Here is a 13,055-nt window from a genome sequence, read left to right on the forward strand (position 1 = left end):
TACGCAACGGCCCGCCACCCCCGGAAGGTGTCGGGCTGTTGCGTCGAATATCCCTGAGACACCAACCTCATCATCACCCGCCAGGCGAACCAGTCGTCCCGGCAGCCGCAGCCACGCCGTCCAGAATCAGCTCCAGACCGAAGGCGAAATCCTGATTCGCGGAATCGGGCGGCTCGGGAATCGATTCGAACAAACCCGAGCCGAGAAGCGCTGTGACATCCGGGAATAGAGCCGGGTCGACCACCTCGGTCAATTCGCGAACGTAGTCGCGCAGCGCCTGCGCCTCGTCGAGGTTCACCGCACTCCTGCTCTCCGCGAGCTGCCGGTCCATGACGAACGCCTGCCGCACATACCCACCGACGACGGTGATCACCCCGATCTTGGCGGCCCAGTCCAGATCGGTGTCACGCAGCGCCCGCAGGCCCGCATCCATCCACGCAATGGCGTTCGGGCCCCGCGGCGGACCGGTCACCGGCAATTGCGCCAGCCACGGCCGGCGGCCGAAGACCTCCGATTGCGCCATGGCCCAGCGGCGCAGCGCGGGACGCCATGGGCCGGCATCGGATTCGGGCACGGCCCCGAGCGCTGCGTCGCCCATGAGCCCCACCAGTTCATCCTTGGACCCGATGTGCCGATACAGCGACATGGGCGTCACCGAAAGGGCCGCAGCGATTTTCGGCAGGGTCGCGGCGGGCAGACCACCCTCGTCCGCCAGGCGCACCGCGGCGCCGACAACTCGGTCGATGTCCAGTTCGGCCGGGCGGCCCAGCCGGGGGCCGGTGCGCAAACGCCATAGTCGGACCAGGTCATCGGGCATTCTCGGCTCGGCCATGCCGCGGGTTCCTCCTGTCTCGGATCGACGCCGAGATTAACATAGCCCTTATAGTATAAGTCTTATACTATCGCTGGCATGGATACGACAACACTCCGGCGCGCCACCGGACTGGCAGCTCTGACCGGCGCCGTTCTCATGCTCATCGAGCTACCGCTGTACTTCGTCTATGACGGCCCGCCACCGGACTGGAATGTCTTGACCCGCAGCCTCTTCGGCCTCGGCGGCATGACAGCGCTCATCGTCTTCATGACAGGCTTCGGCTACCTGGTGAAACGCGCCGAGCCCGCCGTGGATTGGCTCGGCGCTCTCGCCACCAATGCCGGATTGCTGTGGCTGGCAGTCGCTTTCGTCTCCACCGGTCTGGAGGTCGGTGCGGTCATCCAAGCCCCCGACCCCATCGACCCGACCATCACCGTCAGCGGCACCTACATCCTGTACGGCACCATCTCCCGGTTCCTGGAGGCACTCTTCTTCTGCGCCTTCGGTTTCGCCGTCCGGCACAGCCGCGTACTCCCCCGGTGGACCGCACGCTCGGCCTTCGCACTGAGCCTGCTCAACCTCGCGTTCGTCCCCTCCATGTTCTTCGGGAACACCCCCGCGAACTTCTATGCCGCCAATGGCTGGGGCACCACCGCCACCATGGGCGGCTTCACCATGCTGTGGCTGCTAGCCGTAGGTAGCGCAACGGCCCGGCACCCCCGAAAGGTGCCGGGCCGTTTCAGCGCCGAAAACGCCTGAGAATTAAGCGGTTTCGGTGATCGGGCGATCGACCCAGCTCATCAGGCCGCGCAGCTTGGCGCCGGTGACCTCGATCGGGTGCTCGGCGTTCTCCTTGCGGAGGCCCTCGAGCTCCTTGTTGCCACCCTCGACATTGGCGACAAGACGCTTGACGAAGGTGCCGTCCTGGATGTCGGACAGGATCGCCTTCATGCGCTCCTTGGTGCCGGCGTCGATGACGCGCGGGCCCGACAGGTAGCCACCGAATTCGGCGGTGTCGGAGACCGAGTAGTTCATGCGGGCGAGGCCACCCTCGTACATGAGGTCGACGATCAGCTTGAGCTCGTGCAGGACCTCGAAGTACGCCATCTCGGGCGCGTAGCCGGCCTCGACCATGACCTCGAAACCGGTCTTGACCAGTTCCTCGGTGCCGCCACAAAGAACAGCCTGCTCACCGAAGAGGTCGGTCTCGGTCTCTTCCTTGAACGAGGTCTTGATGACGCCGGCGCGGGTGCCGCCGATGCCCTTGGCGTAGGACAGCGCCAGGGCCTGGCCCTCGCCCTTCGGGTCCTGATCGACCGCGATCAGAGCCGGAACACCCTTGCCATCGACGAACTGGCGACGCACCAGGTGGCCCGGGCCCTTGGGGGCGACCATGGCGACGGTGACATTGGCCGGAGCCTTGACCAGACCGAAGTGAATGTTCAGGCCGTGGCCGAAGAACAGCGCGTCGCCGTCCTTCAGGTTGGGCTCGATGTCATTGGTGAAGATCGACGCCTGTGCGGTGTCGGGGGCGAGGACCATGATGACGTCGGCCCACGCGGAGACCTCGGCGGGAGTGCCGACGGTCAGACCGGCCTCTTCGGCCTTCGGGCGGGACTTCGAACCCTCGGCGAGGCCGACGCGGACGTCGACGCCGGAGTCGCGCAGGCTCAGCGAGTGCGCGTGGCCCTGGCTGCCGTAGCCGATGACAGCGACCTTGCGGCCCTGGATGATCGACAGGTCAGCATCGTCGTCATAGAACATCTCGACTGCCACTTGGGTTTCTCCTTCTGGATTCTGTGTCTAACGGTTGTGGATCCCGGCCAAAAGCATGCCGGGATGACGAGCGGTTGGCCGCAGGGGCGGCCGGTTACTAGCGAGTCGCGGTGATCGACTTGGGTCCGCGACCCACCGCGACAACTCCGGACTGCACGATCTCACGGATGCCGTAGGGCTCCATCATGCGCAGCAGTGCGTCGAGCTTGGACCGGGTGCCGGTCGCCTCGATGGTCAGCGCGTCGGGTGACACGTCGATCACCTTGGCGCGGAACAGGTTCACGGCTTCGATGACCTGGGTGCGAACGCTGGCGTCAGCGCGCACCTTCACCAGGATCAGTTCGCGGGCAACGGAACTGTCGTCGTCCTGCTCCACGATCTTGATGACATTGATCAGCTTGTTGAGCTGCTTGGTGACCTGCTCGAGCGGCAGGTCCTCGACCGTCACGACGATGGTCATGCGCGAGATCTCGGGGATCTCGGTGCCGCCGACCGCCAGCGATTCGATATTGAAGCCGCGGCGGGAGAACAGGCTGGCGACGCGCGCGAGCACGCCGGGCTTGTCCTCCACCAGCACGGAGAGGGTGTGGGTGGTGCTCATTCCTCGGTCCCCTTCTGGGCGGCCTTTTCGTGGGCAGTCAGAGTGGCCTTCTCGTGCAGCATGGCCTCGTGGATGACGGCGGGCTCGTCCACGGCCTCGTCGTCGTCGAAGAGCGGGCGGATGCCGCGCGCGGCCATGATCTCGTCGTTGGAGGTGCCGGCGGCGACCATCGGCCACACCTGCGCGTCCTTGCCGACGATGAAATCGATCACCACGGGACGGTCGTTGATGGACTGCGCCTCGAGGATCGCGGCCTCCACGTCCTCTTCCTTCTCGACCCGGATGCCGTGGCAGCCAAGGGCTTCCGCAAGCTTCACGAAGTCGGGGATGCGCAGGGTGTGGGTGCCCAGATCGGTGTTCGAGTAGCGCTTCTCGTAGAACAGGGTCTGCCACTGGCGGACCATGCCGAGGTTGCCGTTATTGATGAGCGCGACCTTGATCGGCACGCCCTCGACGGCGCAGGTGGCCAGTTCCTGATTGGTCATCTGGAAGCAGCCGTCACCGTCGATGGCCCAGACCTCGCGGTCCGGCAGGCCCATCTTGGCGCCCATGGCCGCGGGAACCGCGTAGCCCATGGTGCCGAGGCCGCCGGAGTTCAGCCAGGTGCGCGGCTTCTCGTACTTGATGAACTGGGCGGCCCACATCTGGTGCTGGCCGACGCCGGCGCAGTAGATGGCGTCCGGTCCGGCGAGCCGGCCCAGCGTCTCGATGACGAACTCCGGCGACAGCGAACCGTCGCTCGGGGTCTTCCAGCCCAGCGGGTAGGACGTGCGGATGTTGTCCAGGTAGGCCCACCACGCGCTCAGCTCCAGCAGCGGCGCTGCGCCGACAGCCGGATCGGACTTGAGGGTTTCGATGAGCTCGGTGATGACCTCACGGCAGTCGCCCACGATCGGGACGTCCGCGTGCCGGTTCTTACCGATCTCGGCCGGGTCGATATCGGCGTGGATGACCTTGGCATTGGGTGCGAAGGAATCCAGCTGGCCGGTGACGCGGTCGTCGAAACGCGCGCCGAGAACCACCATGAGGTCCGACTTCTGCAGTGCCGCAACAGCTCCCACGGTGCCGTGCATACCGGGCATACCCATGTTCAGGGTGTGCGAGTCCGGGAACGCGCCGCGGGCCATCAGCGTCGTGACAACCGGGATACCGGTCAGCTCGGCCAGTTCCAGCAGTTCCGCGGACGAATCGGACTTGATGACGCCGCCGCCGACGTAGAGCACCGGGGACTTGGCCTCGAGGATCATGCGCGCGGCCTCGCGCACCTGCTTACCGTGCGGCTTGGTCACCGGACGGTAGCCGGGCAGCCGCATCTCCGGCGGCCAGCTGAAGGTGGTCTGCGCCTGCAGCACATCCTTCGGGATATCGACCAGGACCGCGCCCGGGCGCCCGGTGGAGGCCAGGTGGAAGGCCTCGGCCAGCATGCGCGGGATATCGATCGGGTCGGTGACCAGGAAGTTGTGCTTGGTACACGCCATGGTGATGCCGGAGATATCGGCTTCCTGGAAGGCGTCGGTACCGATCAGGGCGCGCCCGACCTGACCCGTGATGGCCACCAGCGGCACCGAATCCATCTGGGCGTCCGCGATCGGGGTCACCAGGTTGGTCGCGCCGGGGCCGGACGTGGCCATGCACACACCGACCTTGCCGGTTGCCTGGGCATAGCCGGTGGCCGCGTGGCCGCCACCCTGCTCGTGCCGGACCAGAACGTGGCGGACCTTGACGGAATCGAAGAGCGGGTCGTAAACGGGAAGGATCGCGCCGCCCGGAATACCGAAAACCGTGTCGACGCCGAGCTCCTCGAGCGAGCGGACAACAGACTGCGCGCCGGTGACCCGCTCGGGCGGGACCTGGCGGCGGTTCGGAGTAGTGGCCGGAGCCACGGCCGGCGTGGCCGAAGCCGCGGGCCTGCGGGCCGAAGGCCCGGGTCGGGCGGTAGGTGCGCTCACCGTCTTGGTTCCTTACTGCTTGTCGTTCCAGTTCATGGACTTGCCTGAACACAAAAAAGCCCTCGACAGCCATGGCTGTTCGAGGGTGGCGCGTCGCAGCTGCGAGCTGACGTAATTGACCTATAGTCGTCGGCTCAGCGCTGGACGCGCCTGCCGATTACGAGCAACTCGATTCGATTCACGCGTCCGACGGTAAGTGCGCATGAGCCGCTGAGTCAAACATCTGACCATGTGTGTCTCATTATGTGAGACAGAGCGGTTGTTCGGGTTCGTTCAACACAATGCGAGGATGGGGGTGTGTCATCACCGCATCAGTCCGTGCCACCAGCTCGATCGTCCCACACGCCCGACTCCGGATCGGACACGGGTCGCGTGATCCGCATCCCCCGGCTCGCGCATATCGGGGTGTTCCTCCTGCTGTTCTGCGCCGCTTTCCCGTTCTTCGGGTGGCCCGCGGGACTATGGGTGTTGTTCGCCATACCGGTGGCTGTGGCCGTCTGGATCGAACGCACCCGAACCACGGTGTCGGAATCGGGGATCGATGCACGAAGCATGTTCTCCACCCGGCATATCGACTGGTCCGAGGTGAAGGGTCTGCGCCTACCGAAGCGCGGGTACCTGCAGTTGCATCTCGCCGATGATTCGGATGTGCGGCTGCCCGCGGTCAGCTACGACCGGCTGGCAGATCTGGTCGCAGCATCCGGCGGGCGAATTCCGGATCCGTTCTTCGAACCCGAGGACGCGGATGCGGCCGCAGAAGCCGACGAGACCGCTGTTGCCGAAAGCACTGTGCCCGAAAACGAAGTGGCATCGGCCGAGTCCGCGAAGGCCGAGGACACCGACCGCTAGCGTGTCGGGGTGCGAGGTTTCGACCGCTGACGGTGGTCAGCGTCTGCGGGAGTAACGTTGGATTCCGCCGAAAGCATTCGGCGAAGTCGCCGACCAGCCCCCTGCGACGAGAACCCGAGGACCCCATGCCACCGCTTCGCTCACGCACCACCACCGCCGGACGCAATGCCGCGGGCGCTCGCGCCCTCTGGCGTGCGACCGGTATGACCGACTCCGATTTCGGTAAGCCGATCATTGCCATCGCGAACTCGTACACCCAGTTCGTCCCCGGCCATGTGCATCTGAAGAACGTCGGCGAGATCGTGGCCGAGGCGATCTGGGCGGCGGGCGGCGTACCGCGCGAATTCCACACCATCGCGGTGGATGACGGCATTGCCATGGGTCACGGCGGCATGCTGTATTCGCTGCCCTCGCGCGAGATCATCGCAGATTCGGTCGAGTACATGGCCAATGCGCACACCGCCGATGCGCTGGTGTGTATCTCCAACTGCGACAAGATCACTCCCGGCATGCTCAATGCCGCCATGCGGCTGAACATCCCGGCCGTGTTCGTCTCCGGCGGTCCGATGGAGGCCGGTAAGGCCGTCGTGGTGGGCGGTGTGGCGCAGGCGCCGACCGACCTCATCACCGCCATCTCCGCCAGCGCCTCGCAGGCCGTCAGCGATGCGGGCCTGGACGAGGTCGAGCGCAGCGCCTGCCCGACCTGTGGTTCCTGCTCCGGCATGTTCACCGCGAACTCCATGAACTGCCTCACCGAGGCGCTGGGTCTGGCACTGCCGGGCAATGGCTCCACGCTGGCCACCCATGCCGCGCGCCGCGCGCTGTTCACCCGGGCCGGGCAGGTCATCGTGGATATCGCCACCCGCTGGTACCGCGATGACGATGCCTCGGTGCTGCCGCGGAATGTGGCCACCGCCAAGGCTTTCCGCAATGCGATGGCGCTCGACGTGGCCATGGGCGGTTCCACCAATACCGTGCTGCACACCCTCGCCGCCGCGCAGGAGGGTGAGATCGACTTCGATCTGCAGACCATCGACGAGATCTCCCGTCGGGTGCCCTGCCTGTCGAAGGTCTCCCCCAATTCCGATTACCACATGGAGGATGTGCACCGCGCCGGTGGCATTCCGGCCATCATGGGCGAGCTGCGCCGCGGCGGACTGCTCGAAACCGACGTCACCAATGTGCACAGCGCCTCCTTCGAGGAGTGGCTCGACACCTGGGATATCCGCTCCGGCAAGGCTTCCGACGAGGCCATCGAGCTGTTCCACGCCGCGCCCGGCGGAGTGCGCACCATCGAACCGTTCTCCACCGAGAACCGCTGGTCCTCGCTCGATACCGATGCCGAGGGCGGCTGCATCCGCGATGTGGCGCATGCCTACACCGTCGAGGGCGGGCTGTGCGTGCTGCGCGGCAATATCGCACCGGACGGCGCGATCCTGAAGACCGCCGGCATCGACGAGGACCTGTACACCTTCGAGGGTCCGGCCGTGGTGGTCGAATCCCAGGAGGAGGCGGTCTCGCTCATCCTCAATAAGAAGATCCAGCCGGGCGATGTGATCGTGATCCGCTACGAGGGCCCCAAGGGTGGTCCCGGCATGCAGGAAATGCTGCACCCCACCTCATTCCTCAAGGGCACGGGTCTGGGCAAAGTCTGCGCGCTCATCACCGACGGCCGCTTCTCCGGCGGCACGTCGGGCCTGTCCATCGGCCACATTTCGCCGGAAGCGGCCAGTGGCGGCGGCATCGGCCTGGTCGAGAACGGTGACCGCATTCGCATCGATGTGCACTCCCGTGCGCTCGAATTGCTGGTCCCCGATGAGGTTCTCGCGGAGCGACGCGTGAAAATGGAAGCGTCAGAACGGCCTTGGCAGCCCGTGAATCGCGAGCGCTCGGTGACCACCGCGCTGCGCGCGTATGCGGCGCTGGCGACCTCGGCCGATAAGGGTGCTGTGCGGCGGGTGCCGTAAGAAAGATCAGAGGGAATGACAATCGAATATGTCGGCAAAGCCGACACCATGCTGGCCGAGTACACCTCGATGCTGGAGCGCAGTGATTACCGCAAAGCCCAGGCGAAGGCACTGCTGGCCGAGGCCGAGGAACTCGCCGCCCAGTCTCGCGAACTGGGCAGCACGGAGTACTTGGCCATGCCCGCCGAAGCTGCCCGCATCAGTGCCCACCGCGCAGTACTGAACGAACAGATCGACGCCAAGTCCGGTGAGGTAGTGCGTTTGCACCAGGAAACGTTCCAAGAGTGGGAGCGCTTCAACGCCACGCAGTGGTGAGGATTGGCGGGGACATGCCCCCGTAGACCGCGGGGAAGGTTCACGGGAGTAACCCCTGCGAACCCCCCACAGCGGGAGAGGATTCGCCTGGTCCGCTCATACCTGCGGGGCGAATCCAGCCGCAAGTCTCGGTGATAGCAAGTGGCCCGGAGTGATCCATTGGATCGCTCCGGGCCACTGGGCTTTTCGGGCGCCGTCCGTGCAGGCGGTAATGACCCGCGTCAGGCGGTGCTGATCGGTGACCGGTCAGGCGCCAGGCGCGCGGTCAGTTGAAGGGGCGGATACCTTCGAGGGGGTTGCCGCCGTGCAGGTAGATGTAGGTGAGGATCGCGGCGGCGACGGCGGCGACGAGAGCTGCGAGAGAGCCGAGGAAGGGTCTGGTGGCCCAGCCGCGGTTGCGGTCGAGCGAGAGGCGGCCGGGGCCGGTGAGCATGATGACGGCCGCACCGCCGGCGAGAATGGATTCCAGTTCCACGCCGGTGGGCGCCTTGTACTGGAAACCGGCGGTCATGCCCTGCTTCCACATCCAGGCGTCCAGGATGACCGCGAGCACGGCGCCGGCGGCCAGGGGTGTCGCGAGACCGACCGCCACCAGGATGCCGCCGCCGAGTTCACCGGCAATGAGCATGGGCGCCGCGATATCGGCGTGCTTCCAGCCGCCGTTCTCCATGGAGGTGCGGATGCCGTCGTAACCGGGGCCGTGGAACCAGCCCGCGGCCTTCTGCAGTCCGTGGTAGATGAAGGTGCCGCCGATCACCAAGCGCAGCAACAGCAGTCCGAGGTCCAGCGTGCCGCGGCGGTCGTCGCCGCGCCGGCGGATGCGGTTGACAGGCTCGCCGCCGCCGTTGGGCGCGGGCGGGATGCTAGCGAAGGCGTAGGTGGGCGCGGTGTCGTCGGCAGGCACGCCGGTGACAGCTGCCGCGGGCGTCAGGCCGGCGCCGATGGCCTCCTTCACCTCCGTGTACAGCGGCACTTCCGGATCCAGGCCGAGTTCCTCGTCGGTGCGCGGCAGATTCTTGGTGAGATCGGCTTTCACGCTGGAGGTGTTGAACTGCTCGGTCGGCGAATCGTAGGGGCTGCGCACCGGTTCGCCCGTCGGCCGTGGCGATCCGGGCGGGGTGCTGCCCGGCGCGTCGGCGGAGGGCTTGTTCGGCTTCTCGGTCACGCGGTCAGAGTATGCGGCGGGAGCGCCGGACACACGACAGTCGCGGGCGTGTCCGATGTCCAGTTCGTGGTGCGCCGGGGTGGTCAGCGACCCCGTCCGCACATCCGCGCCGGGTTTTCCGTAACGTCTGCACCATGAGTTGGGTTGCCGCGGGCCGGTTCGGGGTGGGCGCACGGAGAATCGTGGTGGGCGCGATGCTCGGCGTCATGCTGCTCTCCGGCTGCGCACGGTTCGACGATCGTGCTTCGACACCGTTCACCACCGAGCCGAACTGGGTGGATGCCCCGCAGGGCAGTACCAAGCCGAATCCGCCGAGCAGTACGGCGAAGCGGCCGGATCTGCCGTGTGTGGATCCCGATCCGGCAGTGGTCATCTCATGCCTGGATACCACCGGCGGCGTGGTCACGCTGCCCGACGGTACGAGCGGACTGGTCGCCGAACGGCTGACCGGGCGCATTCTGAAGGTGGTCGCGACCGACGAGGGTGTGCCGCCCGCGCCGGTGGAAGTCGCCCATCTCGATGTGGACGCGACGGGCGACGGCGGCCTCACCGCACTGGCGCTGTCCCCCAGTTTCGCCGAGGACGGCCTGATCTACGCGTACATCACCACCGGCAGCGATAACCGGGTGGTGCGCGTTTCCACCGACGGCGGCACGCCCAAGCCGATTCTCACCGGAATTCCGAAGGGCGCCAATGGCAATCGCGGCGCCATCGACTTCCACACCGCCGACAAGATGCTGGTGCTCACCGGCGATGCGGGCAACCCCTCGTCGGCGGTCGACAATGGTTCCTGGGCCGGAAAGCTGCTGAGCGTCAATTCGCCCGCCCCCGGCGCCACCGCGCAGGTCATGCTCGCCGGCATCGGCGTAGCGGGCGGCGTGTGCTCGGACCATCAGGATTCCATCTGGATCACCGACCGCACCGCCACCGAGGATCGGTTACAGCGCGTCGGCCCCGACGGCACCGCCACCAAGGCGTGGAGCTGGCCCGATCATCCGGGTGTGGCCGGTTGCGCCGCCGCCACCGACGGTGTGGCCATTGCACTCACCAATCAGAAGGCGCTGGCAATCGCGAAGGCCGACAAGACAACTCACGCCGTCACCGCCTCCCCGACGCTCCTGGCACAGGACAAGTACGGGCGGCTCGACGGCGCGGCGATCGGCGGCGACGGCAGCATCTGGTCCTCGACGGTGAACAAGACCGACGGCCAGCCCAATCAGTACGACGACCGCGTCGTCCGCATCCCGCCGCCGTCTGCGGGCCAAGGGGCCGGTCCGGACTAGACCGGCCTTCCCCTGTCATTGGTCAGCACCCGCGGCGGCATTGAAACGTGCTGCGGCAGCACGGAGCTCGCGGGACAGGTCGGGGGCATCGACCACCTCGAAGTCGACGGTGAGTGCGCCCATCAGGAAGGTGACCGCGCGCGCATCGTCTGCGCCGATGTGCAGCAGGCAGGTTCGGCTGTCGACGGGTTCGATGCGGCCGTAGGTCGCTGATGCCCGGGCCGCCTCGGAATCGGCCGGGGTGTGCAGCCGGACCGTGGCTTGGTACGTGCTACGGCGTGCAGGGCGGCGATATGGGTGCGTTCGTCTCGGCAGAGCTCGGCAAGATCGACGCCGATCATGTTGCAGGAGTTCACCTCAATGCCGCGACGTTCGGATTCATCCCGTTCGGGAAGGTATCGGAAGAGGAGCGCGCCACCCTTACCGAGGCCGAGCAGGCGCGACTGGAGCGGCTCGCCCACTTCAACGGTGATGACAACGGCTCAGGCGACCAAGCCGCAGACGATCGCCTACAGCCTGGTCGACTCCCCCATCGGGCAGCTGGCCTGGGAGGTGTTCGTGGTGTTGTTGGATTGCGAGCACGCGGTCGCGAACAAGGCAACGGCGAGGACGGGAACTGCGAGGGCAACGGTCAGGCGAGGCACGGTCGAGCTCCAGGGTCCGGGGTCCGGGGTCCGGGGAGAAGGACAAGCTCGAAAACCTACCGTCCGGAAATACGCCGCGCCCTCTATTGGATCCCCATGATCGAAACCCTGTGCACGTCCATAAAAATGGCGCACGGCCGCAGCCGTGCGCCATTTACGTTGCAGCGCCTATTCGGAGACGCCGCAGGCCGCCAGCACGAGTTCGCGCACACGCGCGGCATCGGCCTGCCCACGGGTGGCCTTCATGACATCGCCGACCACCTTGCCCGCGGCCTGGATCTTGCCGGAGCGGATCTTCTCGGCAATGGCCGGATTGGCCTCGAGCGCCTTGTCGACCTCGCTCTGCAGCGCCGAATCGTCGCTGACCATGCCCAGCCCCTTGGCCTCGACGATCGCGGCGGGCTCACCCTCGCCGGCGAGCACGAGGTCGACAACCTGCTTGGCACTCTTGTTATTGATGGTCTTGGCCTCGACCAGCCCCGCCACCTCGGCGACCTGCTTCGGCGTGATCGGCAGCTCGTCGAGCGCGACCTCACGCTCCTTGGCCTTCTCGGTCAGGTAGGAGACCCACCAGGACCGTGCCTCGTGCACGGAGGCGCCGGCATCGACGGTGGCGATGATCAGATCCAGCGCACCGGCATTGACCAGATCGCGGAAGACCTCGTCCGAGAGTGCCCAGTCGGACTGGATGCGCGCCCGGCGCAGCCACGGGTACTCCGGAATGGTGCCGCGCAGCTGCTCCACCCAGGCCGCGTCCGGCGCGACGGGCTCGAGGTCCGGCTCCGGGAAGTAGCGGTAGTCCTCGGCGGTCTCCTTCACTCGACCGGAGGAGGTGGAGCCGTCGATCTCGTGGAAGTGCCGGGTCTCCTGGATGATCTCGCCGCCGGCGGTCAGCACCGCGGCCTGGCGGCGCATCTCGTAGCGCACCGCGACCTCGACGCTCTTGAGCGAGTTCACGTTCTTGGTCTCGGTGCGGGTGCCGAATACCTTGGCGCCCTTGAGCATCAGCGAAACATTGGCGTCGCAGCGCAGCGAGCCCTGTTCCATCTTCACATCGGAGACGTTCAGCGACTTGAGCACCTCGCGCAGCGCGGTGACATAGGCGCGCGCCACCTCGGGAGCCCGCTCCCCCGCACCGGTGATCGTCTTGGTGACGATCTCGACGAGCGGCACACCCGCGCGGTTGTAATCCAGCAGCGAGTGCGAGGCGCCGACGATTCGACCGGTCGCGCCACCCACGTGCAGCGACTTACCGGTGTCCTCCTCCATGTGCGCGCGCTCGATTTCCACGCGGAACACGGAACCGTCGTCGAGGGTCACATCGAGGTAGCCCTCGGTGGCGATCGGCTCGTCGTACTGGCTGATCTGGTAGTTCTTCGGCTGGTCCGGGTAGAAGTAGTTCTTGCGCGCGAACCGCCCCCACGGGGTGATCGAGCAGTTCAGCGCGAGGCCGATCCGAATGGCCGACTCGACGGCCTTCTCGTTCACCACCGGCAGCGATCCGGGCATGCCCAAACACACCGGACACACCTGGGTGTTGGGCTCGGCGCCGAACTCGGTCGGGCATCCGCAGAACATCTTGGTCGCGGTGCCCAGCTCGACGTGCACCTCCATACCCAGCACCGGCTCGTACCGGCTGATGACGTCGGTGTAGTCCATCAAGTCGACCGTGGCTGCGCTCATGGCCACCAT

Annotated in this window: 12 protein-coding genes; 5 read left to right on the plus strand and 7 right to left on the minus strand. The window is 66.5% G+C overall.

What is annotated here, in order from left to right:
• Positions 1-73: 73 nt before the first annotated feature.
• Positions 74-832, minus strand: coding sequence for a TetR/AcrR family transcriptional regulator (locus JWN03_RS06895; protein WP_297611372.1), 759 nt, complete (start codon positions 830-832; stop codon positions 74-76).
• Between the two features lie 78 nt (positions 833-910).
• Here JWN03_RS06895 and JWN03_RS06900 point away from each other — a divergent pair, with 78 nt between their 5' ends.
• On the plus strand, positions 911-1,573 hold the full coding sequence (locus JWN03_RS06900) for a hypothetical protein (RefSeq protein WP_297611375.1): 663 nt from the start codon (positions 911-913) through the stop codon (positions 1,571-1,573).
• A 3-nt stretch (positions 1,574-1,576) separates the two neighbouring features.
• On the opposite strand, the gene ilvC is transcribed toward JWN03_RS06900, so the two are convergent.
• From ilvC to JWN03_RS06915, 3 genes are all read right to left on the minus strand, one after another.
• On the minus strand, positions 1,577-2,578 hold the full coding sequence (gene ilvC, locus JWN03_RS06905) for a ketol-acid reductoisomerase (RefSeq protein ID WP_297611534.1): 1,002 nt from the start codon (positions 2,576-2,578) through the stop codon (positions 1,577-1,579).
• Between the two features lie 109 nt (positions 2,579-2,687).
• The gene (gene ilvN / locus JWN03_RS06910; protein ID WP_297611378.1) at positions 2,688-3,191 is read right to left on the minus strand and encodes an acetolactate synthase small subunit; all 504 of its coding nucleotides are present in this window, start codon (positions 3,189-3,191) and stop codon (positions 2,688-2,690) included.
• Positions 3,188-5,140: an acetolactate synthase large subunit gene (locus JWN03_RS06915; RefSeq protein ID WP_297611380.1), complete on the minus strand. Its 1,953-nt coding sequence runs from the start codon at positions 5,138-5,140 to the stop codon at positions 3,188-3,190. Before JWN03_RS06915 ends, ilvN begins: the two co-directional genes overlap by 4 nt.
• 372 nt (positions 5,141-5,512) lie before the next feature.
• Here JWN03_RS06915 and JWN03_RS06920 point away from each other — a divergent pair, with 372 nt between their 5' ends.
• The 3 genes from JWN03_RS06920 (at position 5,513) to JWN03_RS06930 (ending at position 8,271) form a co-directional block, all read left to right on the plus strand.
• The gene (locus tag JWN03_RS06920; protein ID WP_297611382.1) at positions 5,513-5,989 is read left to right on the plus strand and encodes a PH domain-containing protein; all 477 of its coding nucleotides are present in this window, start codon (positions 5,513-5,515) and stop codon (positions 5,987-5,989) included.
• A gap of 125 nt (positions 5,990-6,114) precedes the next feature.
• Positions 6,115-7,956 carry a dihydroxy-acid dehydratase gene (gene ilvD / locus JWN03_RS06925; protein ID WP_297611384.1) on the plus strand — a complete coding sequence of 614 codons (1,842 nt, stop codon included), beginning with the start codon at positions 6,115-6,117 and terminating at the stop codon, positions 7,954-7,956.
• A 15-nt stretch (positions 7,957-7,971) separates the two neighbouring features.
• A complete protein-coding gene (locus JWN03_RS06930; RefSeq protein ID WP_297611386.1) occupies positions 7,972-8,271 on the plus strand; it encodes a hypothetical protein in 300 nt (99 codons plus the stop codon).
• A gap of 265 nt (positions 8,272-8,536) precedes the next feature.
• Here JWN03_RS06930 and JWN03_RS06935 read toward each other — a convergent pair whose 3' ends face one another.
• A complete protein-coding gene (locus JWN03_RS06935; RefSeq protein ID WP_297611388.1) occupies positions 8,537-9,436 on the minus strand; it encodes a DoxX family protein in 900 nt (299 codons plus the stop codon).
• Positions 9,437-9,570: 134 nt separating this feature from the next.
• Between JWN03_RS06935 and JWN03_RS06940 the strand changes: the two genes are divergently transcribed.
• The gene (locus JWN03_RS06940) at positions 9,571-10,719 is read left to right on the plus strand and encodes a PQQ-dependent sugar dehydrogenase (protein WP_297611390.1); all 1,149 of its coding nucleotides are present in this window, start codon (positions 9,571-9,573) and stop codon (positions 10,717-10,719) included.
• Between the two features lie 15 nt (positions 10,720-10,734).
• Here the strand turns inward: JWN03_RS06940 and JWN03_RS45765 are convergent, their stop codons facing one another.
• Entirely contained in the window at positions 10,735-11,067 is a 333-nt protein-coding gene (locus JWN03_RS45765) for a hypothetical protein (RefSeq protein WP_441342947.1), read from the minus strand.
• A gap of 464 nt (positions 11,068-11,531) precedes the next feature.
• Positions 11,532-13,046 carry an Asp-tRNA(Asn)/Glu-tRNA(Gln) amidotransferase subunit GatB gene (gatB, locus tag JWN03_RS06945; RefSeq protein WP_297611393.1) on the minus strand — a complete coding sequence of 505 codons (1,515 nt, stop codon included), beginning with the start codon at positions 13,044-13,046 and terminating at the stop codon, positions 11,532-11,534.
• Positions 13,047-13,055 lie beyond the last annotated feature (9 nt).

Origin of the sequence: Nocardia sp., from assembly GCF_025465275.1 — a bacterium.
GTDB lineage: Bacteria > Actinomycetota > Actinomycetes > Mycobacteriales > Mycobacteriaceae > Nocardia.